Source organism: Candidatus Rhodobacter oscarellae (assembly GCF_001078595.1).
Lineage (GTDB): Bacteria > Pseudomonadota > Alphaproteobacteria > Rhodobacterales > Rhodobacteraceae > Rhodobacter_B > Rhodobacter_B oscarellae.
In genome coordinates, this window is record NZ_LFTY01000002.1 from 194,022 (window position 1) to 212,090 (window position 18,069).

The window sequence follows — 18,069 nt, forward strand, 5'->3', positions numbered from 1 at the left end:
TTCACCCCTGCTTATGGTGGCAGGCGCGCGCCTGGCCCGAGCCGCCTTGGCCGAACCCGCTCAGGGACACATCAAGGCCGAACTCGGTAGATGCGGTCAAGTTAGTCGAAGTGGTGAAGCGGCGCGAGACCGAAAAATCGATGTTCACGCATTCATTCGCGTATCCCAGCCCGAACCCGGCCTCGGTGGCCTGGTTGGTGTTGCCGTCGTAGCGGCCGTTTAGGTTTGCGGTCCAGTTGCGGGCGAAACGGTAATCGGCGTTGAACTTCAACTCCGAGGTGTCGCCGGTGCGGCCCTCGTCCGGGTCGTTCTGCACCCAGATATAGCTTGCCCCGGCAGAGACGCTTTCACCATGATAGGCAAGCTGCGTCTCGGATTTCGAGAACCCAAAGCTGTCGTCAAAGAGCGAGCGGTTGGTCAGCGTCAGCCGCTGCACTTTGACCTGTCCCGCCACCAGCCAATCGGACACCGCGCCGTCCAGCCCCGAGGCGGTGCTGAATTGCCCCAGATCATCCAGCCGGAACACCCGCCCAATCGTCGCCGAATAGCTGTTGTTGTTCGCGCCTAGGCGGTTCCAGTTCAATCCCATCGTCGCGCGCCAGCCGCGCTCGTAAACGTCAGATCCCGGGAAGCGGCTGAGCGCCAACAGATTGCCCTCGTCGAATTCCACAAGTTGGCTGTCCTCGTTGGGCACATTCGCGCCCAGCGTGTCGGTCCAGGCGATCTGAATCACGGGCTCCAGCACCTCGCGTGCGCCGCCTGCGGTCGTGCGCGCCAGGGGCCAGCGGAATTCCGCCGCGGCGGTGGGCGTCACATGGCCAAGCAGGTCGTCGAACTGGTTGTCCTGGCTGATCCAATAGTAATCCGCGGCGACCTGGCCCTCGACGGCGCCCTGAATGCCGGGGCCAAAGGTCCAGCCCTTGCGCCAGTTCGCCTCGACCCCGGCGCGCAGCACATCGCGGGACAGGCAGTCGTCAACAAGGTCCAGCCCCGCGGCGGTGCAGGCCGCCGACAGCGCGGGGTCGATGCCCGAGGCGGCCCGCTGGTGGCCCTCTAAGTCAAAGGTCAGCCGGGCCTCGCCGCCCACCATGGCCGGAAAGTAGCGCCGCTCGTATGTGGCGCGCCCCAGAAGCGTGGCCAGGGTGTCCTCAATAGGGATCTCGACGTCGCGCAGGCTGCGCAGCTTCTCAACGCTAAGCGAGATATGCTCGTCGCGCCGCGTGCGCGTCAGCTCGATCTTGCTGGGCAGGCGGTCCACATCGGAATAGCCATAGGCGATCAGGTAGGACGGGTCCGAGACCAGCCGCAGATCCACATTCAGCGCGAAATCGCGCGGCAGCCGAAAACGCCCCTCTGCGAAAAGATAGGTCCGCAGCGGGTCGTCGGTCAGGTTGTCGCTGCTGACCGCGCCCTCCACAATCAGCGAGCCAAACGAGAACTCGCGCCGATAGCGGGCCTCTAACGTGCGGGTGCGGGACGAGATATAGGGCCGCAGCCGCAGATCGGACTGGTCATTGATGGCGATGAAATAGGGGAATTTCAGCCCCACACCCAGCGTGGTCGAATTGCGCAGCTCCGGGATCAGAAAGCCCGTCGCCCGGCGCAGGGTCGGGTCGGGCATCCGCAGCCTTGGAAAGTACACCACCGGCACGCCCGCGACCTCGAACCAGGCATTGTCGAAGTATAGCTGCCGCGTTTCCTGGTCATGGGCGATGCGCTTGGCGCGTATGCGCCAGAGCGGCGTGGAGGTTTCAGAGCAAACGTTACAGGACGAGGCGACGGCCTTGTAAAGCTGGTTATAGCGCCCGTCGACACGGTTCAGCTCGGCGGCGGCGATCTGCAGCCGGTCCGCCAATAGGAAGCGCGCGCCGCGGATGATGCCCCGCCGCATGTCCTGGGTCAGCACCGCGTCCTGGCCGGTCAGCACCGCGCCGGAGGTTTCGTCGATGATCGTCAGCGGGCCCTCGATGCGCAGCTCATCGGCGGCCTGATCAAAGACGATGCGGTCGGCCTGAATGCGCTGATCCCCGTAAAGGATCTCGACATTGCCCTCGGCGATCACCACGTCCTCGCCGCCGAACGAGATTGTGTCGGCGATCAGCGTCGCGTTCTGCGCCAGCGCCCAGAGGGGCGCCAGGCAAAGCGAAAGGGCAAGAAGAAGCGCGCGCGTCATCCGTCTTCCACGTTCAACAGGATGCCCAGCGATAGGCATATCGCGGCAAGCGGTGGGCTCCAGGCGGCCAGATATATGGGAATCTGTCCATTCTCACCCAATATTTGCGCGAAGTTGCGAATGAAATACATAGCAAATCCGAGCCCAAGCGCGGTTAAAACCAGCACGCCCGTCCGACCGAAGCGCGTGTGCCGCATCGTGAAGGCCGCGCCGATCAGCAGCATCGCCACCATCATCAGCGGCAGGGCCATCTCCATCTGCAGCCAAACGCGGTGGCTGCGGGCAGAGAAGCCGGCCCGTTCGAGCTGGTTGATAAAGCCCCACAGCTCCCAAATCGGGATCGAGGCCGGGGTGCCGAAACTGTCGCGGATCTGCTCGGTTGTCAGGTTCGAGGCGATCTGAAAGCTGGCATGGGTGGTGGCCGACTGCTCTGGGTTTGCCTCGCCCGCGAAGGACCAGCGCTTGGCGTTGGTCAGCTGCCAGCCGTCGGGGCCAAGCTGGGCGATGTCTGCCGAGACCCTGAACCGCGGCGCGCCATCCGGCCCGAGCGCCATAAAGGTCACGTCGAATAGCCGCGTGCCATCCAGGTTCGACTGCACCGCTCGGATCACCGTTTGGCCGTCCGAGTCGCCCTGGCGCAGCCAAAGCCCCTCGCGGCTGATCGACAGCACGCTCGAGATGTCCTGGCTGTGCTTGGCGGCCTGGATCTCGTACTGCTTGGAGGTGGCGGCGACGATCGGGTTGAACACCGCCACGGCAAAGACCCCGATGGCGAAGGCCACCAGGATCGGCGCGATCAGCGCCCGCAACGCCGAGCGCCCGGACGAGCGCGTCACCACCAGCTCTGACGAGCGCGCCAGCGACAAAAACAGCGCCAGGGTCGCCAGGATCATGATCAGTGGCAGGATGCGGTAAATGCCCTGCGGCACGTTCAGAAGCGTCAGCTTCACGATCTCAAAGAAGCCCACGTTGTCGCTGTCGAACTTGCGGATCTGCTCGACCATATCCAGCAGGATGAAGATCCCCAAGAAGATCATGAACACGGCCGAGAAGACCAAAAAGAAGCGCCAAGCAAAGTAGCGGTGCAAGATCATGGTTTCTGCTCCGCGTCGGTCTCGGGCTTGTGGCGGCGCTTGAACAGCATGGGCTTGTCCGAGATCCATAGCAGGATCAGCGTCATCGCGATCCCAAGCGGCGTCGCGCCATAGGAGACCAGCCAGAGGCCGGGGTCCGAGCGCGCCATATCCGCGAATGCGTTGTCGGCGCTTTTAAGCAGGATGATCGCCACCAGCGCGCCAATGATCTGCCGCCACAGCCCAAAGCGGTTGAACGACCCGATCATCATCGCCGCAAAGCCCACCAAGGCGGCCACGATGGCCAGCAGCGCCTGCTGGCTGCGCCCATGCCCCTCTGACAGCAGACGCGCCAAGGGCAGCCCGACCTCGTCCAAGACCGCCTGGCTGGGGGCCACCAGCTCTCGGGTCGACAGCTCCTTGACGCCGCGCGCGGTGCGCTCGTCCGAGCCGATCAGGGTGGCGATGGAATAGGCGAAATCCTCGAACCGGGTGACGGATAGGCGGTTGTCGGCCACGTTCAGCGTCTGCGCCATGCCGTCGAACATCACCAGCTTGGGGCCGGATTCGTGGCGCACCAGCAGGGCCTGCCGCGCGGTATAGGTCACATGCTCGGTGTCGCCGCGCGCGTCGTTGAGGAACACATCCTTAAGCTCGCCGGCGGGCGTGACCTCGCGGATGTAGAAGGTGAAGCCGTCGGTGGGGTGCAGGAACTGGCCCTCGTTGAGCAGCCGCGCCGTGATGTTCTGAGAGATCTCGGCTTCGCGCTCGGCTAGGCGCGCGATGCTCAGCGGCACCAGGAAATGCGTCAGCAGCGCCACCATCAGCGCCACGATGACACCAAAGGCCAGCACCGGGCGCGCCAGGCGGTAGGGGCTGTGGCCCGCGGCCTTGGCCACCAAAAGCTCGCTTTCCGAGGAAAGCCGGTTGGCCACATAAAGCGAGGCCGCAAAGGCCGAGATCGGCAGCACCAGGCGGATCACATTCGGCAGGGTCAGCGCGGTGAACTCAAAGAACACCCCCGCCGATTGCCCGTTGGCGATCAACTGGTCGAACAGCACCACCGCGCGATTCACCCAGTAGACCATCACCAGAATCAGCGAGAACAGCCCGAACAGCATCAAAAGCTGCGAAAGGACATATCTGTCAAATCGGGTCAAATGGCCGCCCCACCGCGCTGCTTTTTCCTTGGTTGGGTGAGTTTATCGGAGTTTGCGGGGGCATAAAACTGCTAACTGGCCCGCGGGGCGGATCAGCGAAATCCGGGGATTTCGCGCGCCCCCGGTGGTCAATCCGTTGGCGAGCGCCTAGGAATGGGAAAACCCCCTAGACGCGAGAACCAAGATGACTGAACTCACCAACGCCACAGTTACGGAACTGAACCTGGACGCCATCGCGGACCTGACCGGCCGGGTCGCTGTGTTTGTGGACGAGGCGGGCAAGCTTGATCAGGCGGGGCGCCGCGTGAACCGGCTGACCAAGGGCGCCTTGGCGCGGCTGGTCGCATCCGAGGCGTTTGAGAAGACCAAGACCGCGGGCGCGCTCGAGATGGCTTTCCCGGCTGGCATGGCCGCCGACGCGGTGCAGGTGGTCAAGCTGACCAAGCGCGCGCCGGCCCTGGACGCGCGCGCCGCCGGCGCGACGATCGGCAAGGCCAAGAAGGGCAAGGATGTCAGCATCTTGGCGGGCAACCTCAAGCATGTGGGCGAGCTGGCCCTGGGGGTATTGCTGCGCGACTACGCCTTCACCGACCATAAGACCGGCGAGGAGACCACGCCCGCCGATGGCGGCGTGACGCTGCTGGTCTCGGCGCCCGAGGCGGCGGCGGCGGCTTTCGCAGAGGCGCAGGCCCTGGCCAGCGGCGTGTTCTTCACCCGCGACCTGGTCAGCGAGCCCTCCAACGTGCTGACCACCACCGAATTCGCCAACCGGCTGCAAGAGCTGGAGAGCCTCGGCATCGAGGTCGAGGTGCTGGACGAGCCGGTGCTGGAGCGCCTGGGCATGCGCACGCTGCTGGGGGTGGGCCAGGGCAGCGTGAGCCCCTCTAAGGTTGTGGTGATGCAGTGGAAGGGCGGCCAAGACGAGGCGCCCTTCGCGCTGGTCGGCAAGGGCGTGGTGTTCGACACCGGCGGTATCAGCCTCAAGCCCGCCGGCGGCATGGAAGACATGACGATGGATATGGGCGGCGCTGGCGTCGTCTCTGGCGTGATGAAAACGCTGGCCCTGCGCAAGGCAAAGGCAAACGTGGTGGGCCTGGTCGGGCTGGTCGAGAACATGCCCGACGGCAACGCGCAACGCCCGGGCGACGTGGTGACCTCGATGAAGGGCGACACGGTGGAGGTGATCAACACCGATGCCGAGGGGCGCTTGGTGCTCTGCGACGTGTTGTGGTACGCCCAGGACCGCTTTGCGCCCACCGGCATGGTGGATCTGGCAACGCTGACCGGCGCGATCGTTATCGGGCTGGGGCATGAGAACGCGGGCGTGTTCTCTAACAATGATGCGCTGTGCAACGCGTTCCTTAAGGCCGCCGGGGCCGAGCAGGAGGGCGCCTGGCGGATGCCGCTGGGGGACGCCTATGACGAGCTCTTGAAGTCGGACGTGGCGGATATGAAGAATATCGGCGGCCGCGCGGCGGGGTCGGTGACGGCGGCGCAGTTCCTGCAGCGCTTTGTGAAAGAGGACACGCCGTGGATCCACCTGGATATCGCGGGCGTGGCCTCGACCCCGAAAGAGACCGCGATGGCGCCCAAGGGCGCTTCGGGTTGGGGCATCCTGGCGCTGAACCGTTTGATCGCAGACGGCTACGAGGGCTAACGGGTAGGATGGGGTTAAACCCCATCCTACGGGTGTTCACATGGGCGCGGCATATTTCTACCACCTGACCCGGCAACCGCTTGAGGCGGTGCTGCCGATGCTCTTGGGCAAGGCCCGCCAGGCGGGCTGGGCGGTGGTCGTGCGCGGCGCCGATGAGAAGCGCCTGGATTGGCTGGACGAGAAGCTCTGGCTTGGCCCGGACGAGGGGTTCCTGCCCCATGGCCGGGCGGGCGGGCCGCATGATGCCGACCAGCCGATCCTGCTGACCTCTGGCGTGGGCGGCAACGACCCTGGCTGCGTGATGTCCGTCGACGGCGCCGCCGTCGCGCCCGAGGAGGTCAACGCGCTGGAACGGGTCTGCATCCTCTTTGACGGCAACGACCCGGCGGCGGTGGACCACGCCCGCGGCCAATGGAAGGCGCTGACCGGCGCGGGCTGCGCGGCGCAGTACTGGAGCCAAGAAAGCGGCTCCTGGCAGATGAAGGCGCAGCATCCCAGCGGCTGAATATGTGGCAAGTTGATGCCGTTGCTCGTGGGGCCGCCGGCGGCGCAGCTGCGCACCAACATCGTCTATATCGCGGTCAGCCTTGCAATGTCGGCCTGGGCCCGTCCCGGCTCTTGGGGTGTTTTTGGCCTGCGCCCATCCTAGATATGGCAGGAGATGCTGACCGAACGCGCCCCTTATGCCTATCGCCGCGACCTCGCGGTGCCGGAGTTCGACGATTCAGGCCCGGTTGCGGTCCTAGATGCGCAATGCGGGCTCTGCGCCCGGGGCGCGCGATGGATCGCGCGCAACGACCATGCCGAGGTGTTCCGGCTGATCCCGCTGCAATCCGAGCTGGGGCGCGCGCTTGCGGCGCATTACGGCGTCTCGCCGGACGACCCGGCGACCTGGATTGTGATCGAGGGCGGGCGCGGCTTCGGTGCGCTGGAGGCCGCGGCGCAGGCCGCCCGGCATATGGGCTGGCGCTGGCGGTGGCTGGCTGTGTTGCGGCTGGTGCCGCGGGCGCTGCCGGACACGGCCTACCGGCTGGTCGCGCGCAACCGCTATCGCCTGTTCGGGCGGGCAGATCTATGCGCGCTGCCGGATCCAGAGGTGCTGCGGCGGCTCATGCCATAGCGGGGGCCAGAATTTGGGCGTTGCATTCGGGCCTTGCATTCGGGCGTTGCAGCGGTGGCGGCGGATTGGTAACAACTTTTGACCAATCCCGCCAGGAAGGCCCGCGCCATGCCCGTGATCACCTGCATCGAAGACCTCCGCCGCCTGCACGAGCGCCGCACCCCGCGCATGTTCTACGACTATTGCGACAGCGGCAGCTATACCGAGCAGACCTATCGCGAGAATACCTCGGATTTTGACCAGATCCGCCTGCGCCAGCGGGTCGCGATCGACATGACCGGGCGCTCGACCGCCTCGGCGATGATTGGTCAGGACGTGGCGATGCCGGTGGCTCTGGCCCCGGTGGGCTCGACGGGGATGCAATGGCCGGATGGCGAGATCCTGGCGGCCAAGGCGGCCGAGGAGTTCGGCGTGCCCTTCACGCTGTCGACCATGTCGGTCTGCTCGATCGAGGACGTGTCCGAGCACACGCAAAAGCCCTTTTGGTTCCAGCTCTACGTGATGCGCGACTGGGACTTCGTGAAGCGGGTGATCGAGCGCTGTAAGACGGCCAATGTCTCGGCCCTGGTGCTGACGCTGGACCTGCAGCTGCTGGCGCAGCGGCACAAGGACCTCAAGAACGGGCTGTCGATCCCGATCAAGCCGACCGTGCCGAACCTGGTGAACCTCGCCACCAAATGGGCCTGGATCCGCGCCATGCTGGGCACCAAGCGGCGCAGCTTTGGCAATATCGTGGGCCATGTGGAGGGGATCAGCGACATGACCTCGCTGGCGATCTGGGCCGCGGAGAGCTTTGACAAGTCGATGGACTGGGAGATGGTCAAGAGGATCAAGGAGATGTGGGGCGGGCCGCTGATCCTGAAGGGCATCCTGGACCCCGAGGACGCAAAGCTGGCGCTGAACGTCGGCGCGGATGCGATCATCGTCTCCAACCATGGCGGGCGGCAGCTGGACGGCGCGCTGTCGTCGATCCGCGCGCTGGGGCCGATCATGGACGCGGTGGGCGGCAAGGTAGAGGTGCATCTCGATAGCGGCATCCGCTCGGGCCAGGACGTGCTGAAGGCGCTCGCGATGGGCGCGCAGGGGACCTATATCGGGCGGGCCTTCAACCACGGGCTGGGCGCGATGGGCCAGGCGGGGGTCGCGAAGGCGCTGGAGGTGATCCACAAGGAGCTGGACACGTCCATGGCGCTCTGCGGACGCACCCGAGTGACGGATCTGGACCGCTCGAACCTGCAGGTCCCGGAGGGCTTCGCCGGGCGCTGGGCCTGAGGGCTTCGGCGTTTGTTGGGGAGGCTTTGCGCCAATTCGCCTGCGCCCTTCGGGCTTGCCGAATTGTCGCCGGGCGCTCGGCTTCGCCTCGCGCTTTGACGGTGCGCAGACTGACGCGGGCTGTAAAAAATTGACGTAATCTTCAAGAATATGCGCGACAGATAGAAATGGGTGGGCGCCGGTACGGCGCGCCGGAAACCGGCCCTCCCAGGTCCATTTTTCGCTCCGAATCATCAAGATTTGGTGTAGCTCTCAGCAATCACGCTCCGCCCTCTGGCCGTTCCCCGGCGCACCTCGCGGGCGAGAAGGCCCCACACGGCCAGCGAGCAGACAAGGAGAGCCAGCCATGCTGACGGTCTATGGACGCGCCACGTCCTCAAATGTGCAACTGGTGATGTGGGCGGTGGGCGAGCTTGGGCTCGCGCATCGCCGCCTGGACTACGGCCACGTTTTCGGCGGCGTCGACACGCCCGAGTATCTGGCGCTGAACCCCAACGGCACGGTGCCAACCCTGAAGGATGGCGACCTGGTGGTCTGGGAGAGCTGCGCGATCCTGCGCTATCTCGCCGGGACCTATGGCGATGAGGCGTTCTGGCCCAGAGATCCGGCGGCGCGGGCGGCGGTGGATCAATGGGCCGAGTGGGGCAAGATCAACCTCACGCTGGGCTTCACCGTGCCCATCTTCTGGGCCCGCGTGCGCACGGCGGCCAAGGACCGGGACCAGGCGGCGCTGGACCGCAGCCTCGCCCAGTTCGAGCGCGCGCTGGACATCCTCGAGGCGCAGCTCGCCCACCAAGATTACGTTGCGTCCGACAGGTTCACCGCCGCGGATGTCGTTATTGGCCACGTGCTTTACCGCTGGTATGATATTGACGTGCCACGGCGCCCCAGGGCGCGATTGGAAGAATATTACCAGCGGCTTAGCCATCGCCCGGCCTACCGGCAGCATGTGATGGTCGACTACAGCGCGCTGAGGGTCGAAGGGGCCTGACGTTTGGAAGCAGATTTTGTGATCGTCGGCGCGGGCTCTGCGGGCTCGGCCATGGCGTATCGCCTGAGCGAGGCCGGCGCCTCGGTGCTGGTGGTAGAGCATGGCGGCACCGATGCGGGGCCGTTCATCCAGATGCCTGGGGCGCTGTCCTTTCCGATGAATATGCGGCGCTACGACTGGGGCTATGAGAGCGAGCCCGAGGCGCATCTGGGCGGGCGCCGCCTGGTCTGCCCGCGCGGCAAGGTGATCGGCGGCTCGTCGAGCATCAACGGCATGGTCTATGTGCGCGGCCACGCCCGCGACTTTGACACCTGGGCCGAGATGGGCGCCGATGGCTGGGCCTATGCCGACGTGCTGCCCTATTTCAAGCGCATGGAGACCTGGCACGGCGCAGAGACCGAGGGCGAGGGCGACCCAAGCTGGCGCGGCACGGATGGCCCGCTGCACATCTCGCGCGGCCCGCGCGACAACCCGCTGACCCGCGCCTTTGTCGAGGCGGGGCACCAGGCGGGCTACCCCGTCACCCAGGACTATAACGGCCGCCAGCAGGAGGGCTTTGGCGCCTTCGAGGCCACCATCTGGAAGGGGCGGCGCTGGTCCGCCGCCAACGCCTATCTCAAGCCCGCGCTGCGGCGGCAGAACTGCGACCTCGTCCGAGGGCTGGTCGAAAAGGTGGTGATCGAGGAGGGCCGCGCGGTGGGCGTGGCGGTGAAGGGCCGCGGGGTGATCCGGGCGCGGCGCGAGGTGATCATCGCCGCCTCGGCGATCAACTCGCCCAAGCTTCTGATGCTGTCGGGCGTGGGCCCCGCCGCGCATCTGGCCGAGCACGGCATCGCGGTGGCCGCCGACCGCCCCGGCGTGGGGCAGAACCTGCAGGACCACCTGGAGATGTACATCCAGATGGCCGCGACGCAGCCGGTCAGCCTGTTCACCTACTGGAACCTGCTGGGCAAGGCCTATGTGGGCGCGCGCTGGCTCTTCACCCGCACCGGGCCCGGCGCCTCGAACCAATTCGAGAGCTGCGGCTTCATCCGCTCGCGCGCGGGGATCGAATACCCCGACATCCAGTTCCACTTCCTGCCCATCGCGGTGCGCTATGACGGGCAGGCGGCGGCGCAGGGGCACGGCTTTCAAGCGCATGTCGGCCCGATGCGGTCCAAGTCGCGCGGCGCGGTGACCCTGCGCTCCGGCGACCCGGCGGACGACCCGGTGATCCGCTTCAACTATATGTCTCACCCCGACGACTGGGAGGAGTTCCGCACCGGCATCCGCCTGACCCGCGAGATCTTTGCCCAAGACGCGTTCGCGCCCTATCGCGGCGAAGAGATCCAACCCGGCGCGCAGCTCCAGAGCGACGATCAGCTGGACGCAGCGATCCGCGAGCACGCCGAGAGCGCCTATCACCCCTGCGGCACCTGCCGGATGGGCCGCGCCAGTGATCCGATGTCCGTGGTGGATCCCCAGATGCGCGTCATTGGGGTCGATGGCCTGCGCCTGGCCGACAGCTCGGTCTTCCCGCAGATCACCAACGGCAACCTCAACGGGCCATCGATCATGACCGGCGAGAAGGCCGCCGATCACATCCTGGGCCGCGCGCCGCTGGCTGCCGCCAATGACGAGCCCTGGATACACCCGGATTGGCAGACCCAGCAGCGGTAAGATCGTTATGTCGTTTGGTAGGTTCTGGCCTGCGGCGGGTATTGGCGCGACGCAATTTTCTTGCAAGAAAATTGCGAAACTCTTGCAAGAGTTTCTTCAGCGCGCCCCAAAGTGATCCATTAACCGCACCTTCTTGCCGGCTCGCGGGCCGGACTTTCCTTGGAAGGAAAGTGCAAATCTCTTGCAAGAGATTTGGCGCGCCCACACGCTCGCTCAAGGCCAAATCTTAGGCGACCGTACGCGGGGTTATCGAGCAGTTAACCGCTGACCTGTAGAACGTCCGCTGCTTGGCCAAGCACTCGCGAAGTCCGATCAGGGGCGCTCACTTTGTCCCGTCCGACCCTTCCGCGGAATACCCTTCGGATCACGGACGCCCTTTGCGGCGGCGCCGTTGCATTCCCAACCGCCCGCTTGGTCCTCCCGGCGGGCAGCTTTCCCAGATTGAGCGACCTGATATAGGGCCCCGAGGAAATCTCGGGCGTCCCAATCGGCGCGCCTGCAACCGAACTCAGTGACCGCCGGCAAAAAGCCCGGTGCGCACCGCGTAATTGGCGGCGACCTGATAATCCGGGTCGTCCTCGCTTGTCTCCACGATCAACCCGGCGCGGCCCAGGATCTGGCGGCAGTCGCGGCTGAGGTGGCGGATATGCAGCTCTTTGCCGAGGTCTTGATAGCGCGTGGCGACCCCCTCGATCGCGCTCAGCGCGGACTGGTCCGCCACGCGGCTCTCGGCGAAGTCCACGATCACCATGTCGGGGTCGGCGCGCGGGGTGAAAAGCTCGTCAAACCCCGCCGCCGAGCCGAAGAATAGCGGGCCCTGGATGCGGTAGATCTTGGCGCCGTCCTTGGCCTCTTCGGTGCGGGCGGAGATGCGCGAGGCATTCACCCAGGCATATTGCAGCGCCGAGACGATCACGCCCACGATCACCGCCACCGCGAGGTCCTCCAGCACGGTGACCACGGTCACCAAGAGCGTCACGAAGCCCGCGAACCGGGTCGAATGGCGCATGATGCGGAAGGTGTTCCAGGCGAAGGTGCCGATCACCACCATGAACATCACCCCGACAAGCGCGGCCAGCGGGATCTGCTCGATCAGCGGCGAGGCGAAGAGGATGAAGCTGAGCAGGAACAGCGCCGCCGCCACGCCCGCGATGCGGGTGCGGCCGCCGGATTTCACGTTGATCATTGACTGGCCGATCATCGCGCAGCCGCCCATGCCGCCGAAGAACCCGGTGACGGTGTTGGCCACGCCCTGGGCCACGCATTCCTGGCTGGCGCCGCCGCGTTTCTCGACGATCTGGCCCACCAGGTTCAGCGTCAGCAGGCTCTCGATCAGGCCAATCGCGGCCAGGATCAGCGCGTAGGGCAGGATGATCTCTAGCGTCTCAAGATTGAGCGGCACCATGGGGATGTGGAACAGCGGCAGCCCGCCCTCGATCGAGGCCATGTCGCCCACCCGTGGCACGTCGATGCCAAACCCGATCACGATCAGCGCCACGATGGCGATCCCGGCCAGCGGCGCCGGCACCGCTGTGGTCACCCGCGGAAGGAGCCAGATGATCAGCATTGTCAGCCCGACCAGGCCCAGCATGACCACCAGGGGCCAACCCGAAAGCCACTCGCCACCAGAGACGCCATGCCCGTCAGACACCGCGGTGCCCGGCACCTTGAACTGGCTCATCTGCGCCAGGAAGATCACAATCGCCAGCCCGTTCACAAAGCCCAGCATCACCGCATGCGGCACCAGGCGGATAAACCGCCCCAGCTTCATAATCCCCGCGCCGATCTGCAGGATGCCCATCAGCACCACGGTCGCAAAGAGGTACTCCACCCCGTGCTGCGCCACCAGACTGACCATCACCACCGCCAGCGCGCCCGTGGCGCCCGAGATCATGCCGGGCCGCCCGCCGATCACCGCGGTGATCAGCCCCACGATGAAGGCCGCATAAAGCCCGACCAGCGGATGCACGCCCGCCACAAAGGCAAAGGCCACCGCCTCTGGCACCAGCGCCAGGGCCACGGTGAGGCCGGAAAGGATTTCTGTCTTCAGCAAAAGCGGCGTCGGCCGCGGCCCGGAAACTTTGATGCCGGACATAAGATTGCGCGCGAACGCGGTGTAGACGTTATCGGTCACTGCGGGAACTCGGTGTTCGGAAAAGAGGGTGCTGCGGGCGCTAACATGGATGCTGCGGATGCGAAAGGGTCATGGCCAAGGATACGCCCATATTGTCGTAGAATGCGTTAACCCCGNGCCCCCACCTTGCCGGGGCGCTGCGGCGGGGGGCAAAAATTTGGCTAGCTATGCGCGGCCGTGACCTGTCGGATAAACTCCGGCAGCGCGGATTTCTCCACCCAGCGCGCCACCACGACCATGTCGGCCTCGGGGTCGATCCAGATGATCTGGCTGCCCACGCCAAGCGCGAAATAGGAGGCCTCGGACGCCCCGGGGAACTGCGCGCCGCCGGTATTGAGCCACCAGAGCAGCCCGTAATTGCGGTTCAGCGGGCAGGGCGCGCGGCAGGCCTCCACCCAGGCGGCGTCGATGATCTGCGCCCCCTGCCAGGCCCCGCCCTGCAGCATCAATTGCCCGACCTGGGCGTGATCGAGGCTCGACATCCACAGCCCGCCGCCCCAATGCGCGCCGCCCGAGACCGATTGGACCTGGTGGCCGTCGATCTCGACGTAAGAATTGTCATAGCCGTGCCATGCCCAGCTGTCGGACGCGCCGATGGGGTCCAGGATGCGTTCCTTGAGCAGTTCGGGCAGCGCGCGGCCAAAGAGCAGGGTCAGGGCCAGCGCCAGCGCGTTTACCCGGACGTCGTTATACTCCCAGAAGCTGCCCGGGCTTTGCAGCGGGTGGCGCGTGCCTATCGGCGGGCGCTCCCCGGTGGCGCTCAGGTCGCGGTAATGGTCGATCCAGTCCGGCTTGCCCCACAGCTCGCCCTGCCACTCGCTGGTCAGCTGCAAGAGCTGCGCCCAGGTGATGGGCCGGTTCTGCGGGCTGTCGAAATGCGGGCTGTCGATCTGCGCCGAGACAGGCGCGTCCAGGTCAGAGATCAGCCCGTCCTGGACAGCGATCCCGGCCAGCAACGCCAGATAGCTCTTTGAGATCGAAAAGCTCATGTCCACGCGCGCCGGGTCGCCCCACTGCGCCGCGACCTTGCCGCCGCGCAGGATCACCCCCGCCGGGCCGCCGCGGGGGGTGCTGGGGCCGATGGGCGCGCCGAGCGGCATCGGCTCGCCGAAATGCCCCGCGCGCAGGGCCTGGCCGATGTCGCGGTCCATTGCGGAGTCGTTGTCCTGGGCAAAGCGCAGGGCCGTCGCGAGCGCCTCTGCGGCGAACCCGGCCTCTTGCGGGGCCGCCCAATGCGGCAGGCTGTGTGCGTGCTGTTCCATCCGGCGGAGCCTAGCGCCCGCACCGGCGAGCGCAACGCGGAAAACGGTGCAGACAAGCACAAAGCTTCGCGGTATTCCAATGCCCAACAGCAAAGAGGATTTTATCATGAGTGCACCCAAAATTGGATTCATTGGACTTGGCCTGATGGGGGCCGCGATGGTGGGGCGGCTGCAAGACAAGGGCTACGCCCTGACCGTGCTGGGCAACCGCAACCGCGCCGGGATCGAGGCGGCGCTGGCGCGCGGCGCCTCCGAGGCGGGCAGCGCCAAGGCGGTCGCCGAGGCCAGCGATATCGTGATGCTCTGCGTGGGCACCTCGGATCAGGTCGAGGGGCGGATGCGCGGCGCGGAGGGCGTGATCGCGGGGCTCTCGGCGGGCAAGGTGGTGATCGATTTCGGCACCTCGCTGCCCGATAGCACCATCGCGCTGGGGGCGGAGGTCGCCGCCGCGGGGGCGCAGATGCTGGACGCGCCCCTGGGGCGCACGCCGATGCACGCCAAGGATGGCCTGCTCAACATCATGGGCTCGGGGGACCGCGCGGCCTATGACCAGGTCAAGCCGGTGCTGGACGATCTGGGCGAGAACGTCTTTCACCTCGGCGCGCTGGGCACTGGCCACAAGATCAAGCTGATGAACAACTTCTTCTCGCAATGCGTCGCCAACGCCATGGCCGAGGCCTTCGCCATGGCCGACAAGACCGGCGTCGACAAGCAGGCCGTGTTCGATGTGATCAACGCGGGGCCGAATAGCTCGCCGATGATGGACTTCATCCGCGCCTATGCCTGCGAGGGCAACCCCAACATGCTGGCGTTTTCGATCAAGAACGCGCTGAAGGATGTGGGCTATTACCGCCGCATGGCCGAGGACGCGGGCGCGCCCAGCGTGATGGCGGGCGATGTGTTCACCGCGCTCACCGAGGCCACCCAGAGCGGGCAGGGCGAGGACATGGTGCCGCAGATGTTCGACTTCTACGCCAAGAAATTCGGCGCGTAGATGCGGGTCGCCTGCGTCGGTGAGGCGATGGTGGAGCTGTCGCTGGAGGCGTCCGGCCAGGCCGCGCAGGTGGGCTTTGCCGGGGACACGCTGAACACGGCGATCTATCTTAAGCGGGCCGCGCCGTCGCTGGAGGTCTCCTACGTCACGCGGCTGGGGCGCGATGCGTTCTCGGCGCGGCTCTTGGCGTTCATCCGGGCCGAGCAGATCGACACCGATTGCGTCGAGATCAGCGACGCGCGCCGGGTGGGGCTTTACGCGATCAGCACCGATGCGGCGGGCGAGCGCTCGTTCACCTATTGGCGCGAGACCTCCGCGGCGCGGCAGATGTTCCAAAAGGGCGCGGGCTGCGATTTTGCCGCGCTGCAGGATTTCGACGTGGTGTATCTGTCGGCGATCACCCTGGCGATCCTGCCGGAGCGCGTTAGGTCGGAATTTTACAACTGGGCGGGCGGGTTTCGCGGCGCTGGCGGGCGGATAGCGTTCGATTCGAACTATCGCCCCGCCCTGTGGACAAATTCTGCGGTTGCAAAGAAAGAAATCGGCCGTTGGTCGAAATTCGCTGATTTTGCTCTGCCAAGCGTTGATGACGAGATGCAGATCTATGGGGAAAACTCGGTGGATGACGTGGCGTCAAGGTGGCGGGATTGGGGGCCGCGGGACGGCGCGCTGAAATGCGGCCCCGGCGGGCCGATCTCGCTGGGCGAGCCGGTTGAGGCCGCGTACCCCGCCGCCGCGACGGTCGTGGACACCACCGCCGCGGGGGACAGTTTCAACGGCGGCTACCTGGCCGCGCGGCTGACCGGCGCGCCCCAAGCCGAGGCGCTGATGGCGGGGCATAACCTGGCGGCGCGGGTCGTTGGCGTAAAGGGCGCGATCCTGCCAAGAGGATAGGCGGGGTGCGCTTGGGTCGGTTTCTTTGTCCCGCGGGTGCAATCAGATCTGGAGGCTGTGACCGAGGTTAGGTCTTGGCCTGAAGCGCTTGTTGGGTGCGCCAAATCTCTTGCAAGAGATTTGCACTTTCCTTCCAAGGAAAGTGGGCCCGCAAGCGGCAAGGGGGTGCGATTTAGGGATCATATTGGGGCGCGCTGAAGAAACTCTTGCAAGAGTTTCGCAATTTTCTTGCAAGAAAATTGTGCCGCGCCAAGCCCCGCCGGGGGACAAACCGCAGACGAACACAGCTCGGCTTTGTTCGGATCAACCCGGCAGGGTCACCTCCAGCAACTCGATATCGTCTGACGGATTGGCATAGCGCGTGGCCATGCCGGGCGGGATCACAAAGGCATCCCCCGGTTCCAGCTCGAACGCGTCGCGGCCCTCGCCCTCCAGGGTCATGCTGCCTTCCATGACGAAGGTGAAGTGGATGTCGGCGCGGTGCACGAAATCCATTGATTTCGTGTCGGATTTTTTCAAAATCCGGACCCCCGCCACGCCGCCGGTATGCGCGGCGATCGTGGTGTCGCGGCAGGTGAAACCGGGGCGGTCATGCGGCTGCCACAGGGCGTCCTCGACCTTGTGATGCACAAAGCGCTGCCCCTGGAACAGCCGGTCGGGGTTCACCACCGGGTTCGGCAGCTCCATCTCGTGGTCGATCGTGGTGACGTGCTCGGCGGGCACGCCGATCTCGATCACCTCGATATTGTCGGAGGCAAACAGCACGCGGTGCCGGATCTCTGGCGGCTGGATCACACAGCAGCCCGCGTACAGCCGGAAGGGCGGGCCCTGGTCCTCATACACAAGGTCCACCCAGCCGCGGTAGCAAAAGATCAGCTGGAACCCCACCGTGTGGTAATGCACCATGTCCGGCACCGGGCCGCCGTCGGGGATGCGGATATGGCTGGCGATGATCGAGCCGCCCAGTCGGTCGGGGATCAGGTCGCGGTAGTGCATGCCCGCGCGCCCGATGATCCAGGGCGCTTGGTCGGCGAGGCGGCGCACCACAAAGCTATGCACCGTCTCGGGCATCACCATCGGCGGGTTAATCTCATCGATCTCCACCCGCGTGCCGTTCGGCGCGGTCAGTTCCCGCGCGCCATCTGCAAAGCCGTCCGGGTCGGCGCAGCGGATGCGGATCGTGCCGGGGGGCTCGGGCGCGTCCTTCTCAATGCGCAGCCTTAGCCCGTGCCCCGAGAACACCGCCACGGTGGGGTCGTCGGCGGGGTAGATCATGTCCATCCGCATCCCCAGCACCTTGGTGTAGAACGGGATGTCGTCGCGCAGCTCGGCGGTCGGCAGGCGGATCTCGGCGAGGGTCTGGGTCATGTCTGGCGCTCGGTGGTTGTCTTGCACCCAAGGTTAGGCAGATGCGCCGGGGCGGCGCAATGGCCGGATGCGCCGCCGCGGGGCGGGGGGCAGAAATCTGTGTGCCGCCGCATTCGGTTCTGAATTGGTAAAGTTTCCGACTCGATTCGCCCAAGAAAGAGGCACCGCCGCCCCTCCATGCGGCACGGCGCGGAATATTATTGCCCCCAACCACCGCAGATTGCTCGATTGTTATCGACGCAATCAACGGTTTCGCCTAATTTGCTAAGGCGAGCGCAGACATGCGCCCCCGGACGAGACTCTTTGCGAACA

15 protein-coding genes are annotated in these 18,069 nt (G+C 65.8%); 9 read left to right on the forward strand and 6 right to left on the reverse strand.

Going from position 1 to position 18,069, the window contains the following annotated elements; all coding sequences use genetic code 11:
• Position 1: 1 nt before the first annotated feature.
• Genes AIOL_RS05980 through lptF form a run of 3 tightly spaced genes read right to left on the reverse strand, consistent with a single transcriptional unit; the run spans position 2 to position 4,406 of the window.
• The gene (locus AIOL_RS05980) at positions 2-2,173 is read right to left on the reverse strand and encodes an LPS-assembly protein LptD (protein ID WP_049642152.1); all 2,172 of its coding nucleotides are present in this window, start codon (positions 2,171-2,173) and stop codon (positions 2-4) included.
• Positions 2,170-3,267 (reverse strand): LPS export ABC transporter permease LptG, encoded by a 1,098-nt coding sequence (gene lptG, locus AIOL_RS05985; RefSeq protein ID WP_049642153.1) that lies wholly within the window; start codon positions 3,265-3,267, stop codon positions 2,170-2,172. Before lptG ends, AIOL_RS05980 begins: the two co-directional genes overlap by 4 nt.
• Entirely contained in the window at positions 3,264-4,406 is a 1,143-nt protein-coding gene (gene lptF, locus AIOL_RS05990) for an LPS export ABC transporter permease LptF (RefSeq protein ID WP_049642154.1), read from the reverse strand. Before lptF ends, lptG begins: the two co-directional genes overlap by 4 nt.
• 184 nt (positions 4,407-4,590) lie before the next feature.
• Here lptF and AIOL_RS05995 point away from each other — a divergent pair, with 184 nt between their 5' ends.
• From AIOL_RS05995 to betA, 7 genes are all read left to right on the forward strand, one after another.
• Entirely contained in the window at positions 4,591-6,063 is a 1,473-nt protein-coding gene (locus AIOL_RS05995; RefSeq protein ID WP_049642155.1) for a leucyl aminopeptidase, read from the forward strand.
• 40 nt (positions 6,064-6,103) lie between these two features.
• Positions 6,104-6,568 carry a DNA polymerase III subunit chi gene (locus AIOL_RS06000; RefSeq protein WP_049642156.1) on the forward strand — a complete coding sequence of 155 codons (465 nt, stop codon included), beginning with the start codon at positions 6,104-6,106 and terminating at the stop codon, positions 6,566-6,568.
• Between the two features lie 15 nt (positions 6,569-6,583).
• Positions 6,584-6,712 (forward strand): hypothetical protein, encoded by a 129-nt coding sequence (locus AIOL_RS26100; RefSeq protein ID WP_268760182.1) that lies wholly within the window; start codon positions 6,584-6,586, stop codon positions 6,710-6,712.
• A gap of 12 nt (positions 6,713-6,724) precedes the next feature.
• Positions 6,725-7,183, forward strand: a complete 459-nt coding sequence (locus AIOL_RS06005; protein ID WP_049642157.1) for a thiol-disulfide oxidoreductase DCC family protein — start codon at positions 6,725-6,727, stop codon at positions 7,181-7,183.
• Between the two features lie 108 nt (positions 7,184-7,291).
• Complete coding sequence (locus AIOL_RS06010; RefSeq protein ID WP_049642158.1) at positions 7,292-8,455, forward strand: alpha-hydroxy acid oxidase; 1,164 nt, start codon at positions 7,292-7,294, stop codon at positions 8,453-8,455.
• 346 nt (positions 8,456-8,801) lie between these two features.
• Complete coding sequence (locus AIOL_RS06015; RefSeq protein WP_049642159.1) at positions 8,802-9,446, forward strand: glutathione S-transferase family protein; 645 nt, start codon at positions 8,802-8,804, stop codon at positions 9,444-9,446.
• Between the two features lie 3 nt (positions 9,447-9,449).
• Positions 9,450-11,105 carry a choline dehydrogenase gene (gene betA / locus AIOL_RS06020; RefSeq protein WP_049642160.1) on the forward strand — a complete coding sequence of 552 codons (1,656 nt, stop codon included), beginning with the start codon at positions 9,450-9,452 and terminating at the stop codon, positions 11,103-11,105.
• A 508-nt stretch (positions 11,106-11,613) separates the two neighbouring features.
• Here the strand turns inward: betA and AIOL_RS06025 are convergent.
• A complete protein-coding gene (locus AIOL_RS06025) occupies positions 11,614-13,200 on the reverse strand; it encodes a SulP family inorganic anion transporter (RefSeq protein WP_049645280.1) in 1,587 nt (528 codons plus the stop codon).
• Between the two features lie 200 nt (positions 13,201-13,400).
• Positions 13,401-14,501, reverse strand: a complete 1,101-nt coding sequence (locus AIOL_RS06030; RefSeq protein WP_049642161.1) for a serine hydrolase domain-containing protein — start codon at positions 14,499-14,501, stop codon at positions 13,401-13,403.
• Between the two features lie 106 nt (positions 14,502-14,607).
• Between AIOL_RS06030 and AIOL_RS06035 the strand changes: the two genes are divergently transcribed.
• Positions 14,608-15,495: an NAD(P)-dependent oxidoreductase gene (locus AIOL_RS06035; protein WP_049645281.1), complete on the forward strand. Its 888-nt coding sequence runs from the start codon at positions 14,608-14,610 to the stop codon at positions 15,493-15,495.
• On the forward strand, positions 15,496-16,389 hold the full coding sequence (locus AIOL_RS06040; RefSeq protein ID WP_049642162.1) for a sugar kinase: 894 nt from the start codon (positions 15,496-15,498) through the stop codon (positions 16,387-16,389).
• 303 nt (positions 16,390-16,692) lie between these two features.
• Here AIOL_RS06040 and AIOL_RS06045 read toward each other — a convergent pair whose 3' ends face one another.
• Positions 16,693-17,757: a cupin domain-containing protein gene (locus AIOL_RS06045; RefSeq protein ID WP_049642163.1), complete on the reverse strand. Its 1,065-nt coding sequence runs from the start codon at positions 17,755-17,757 to the stop codon at positions 16,693-16,695.
• Positions 17,758-18,069: the final 312 nt, after the last annotated feature.

What these genes read in the sequence shown, in the direction of transcription:
- AIOL_RS06005 (WP_049642157.1), top strand. Translation starts at nt 6,725, where the DNA reads ATGCTGACCGAACGCGCCCCTTATGCCTATCGCCGCGACCTCGCGGTG.
- AIOL_RS26100 (WP_268760182.1), top strand. Translation starts at nt 6,584, where the DNA reads ATGCCGTTGCTCGTGGGGCCGCCGGCGGCGCAGCTGCGCACCAACATC.
- AIOL_RS06000 (WP_049642156.1), top strand. Translation starts at nt 6,104, where the DNA reads ATGGGCGCGGCATATTTCTACCACCTGACCCGGCAACCGCTTGAGGCG.
- AIOL_RS06035 (WP_049645281.1), top strand. Translation starts at nt 14,608, where the DNA reads ATGAGTGCACCCAAAATTGGATTCATTGGACTTGGCCTGATGGGGGCC.
- AIOL_RS06015 (WP_049642159.1), top strand. Translation starts at nt 8,802, where the DNA reads ATGCTGACGGTCTATGGACGCGCCACGTCCTCAAATGTGCAACTGGTG.
- lptG (WP_049642153.1), bottom strand. Translation starts at nt 3,267, where the DNA reads ATGATCTTGCACCGCTACTTTGCTTGGCGCTTCTTTTTGGTCTTCTCG.
- AIOL_RS06030 (WP_049642161.1), bottom strand. Translation starts at nt 14,501, where the DNA reads ATGGAACAGCACGCACACAGCCTGCCGCATTGGGCGGCCCCGCAAGAG.
- AIOL_RS05980 (WP_049642152.1), bottom strand. Translation starts at nt 2,173, where the DNA reads ATGACGCGCGCGCTTCTTCTTGCCCTTTCGCTTTGCCTGGCGCCCCTC.
- AIOL_RS06010 (WP_049642158.1), top strand. Translation starts at nt 7,292, where the DNA reads ATGCCCGTGATCACCTGCATCGAAGACCTCCGCCGCCTGCACGAGCGC.
- AIOL_RS06040 (WP_049642162.1), top strand. Translation starts at nt 15,496, where the DNA reads ATGCGGGTCGCCTGCGTCGGTGAGGCGATGGTGGAGCTGTCGCTGGAG.
- AIOL_RS06045 (WP_049642163.1), bottom strand. Translation starts at nt 17,757, where the DNA reads ATGACCCAGACCCTCGCCGAGATCCGCCTGCCGACCGCCGAGCTGCGC.
- AIOL_RS06025 (WP_049645280.1), bottom strand. Translation starts at nt 13,200, where the DNA reads ATGTCCGGCATCAAAGTTTCCGGGCCGCGGCCGACGCCGCTTTTGCTG.
- AIOL_RS05995 (WP_049642155.1), top strand. Translation starts at nt 4,591, where the DNA reads ATGACTGAACTCACCAACGCCACAGTTACGGAACTGAACCTGGACGCC.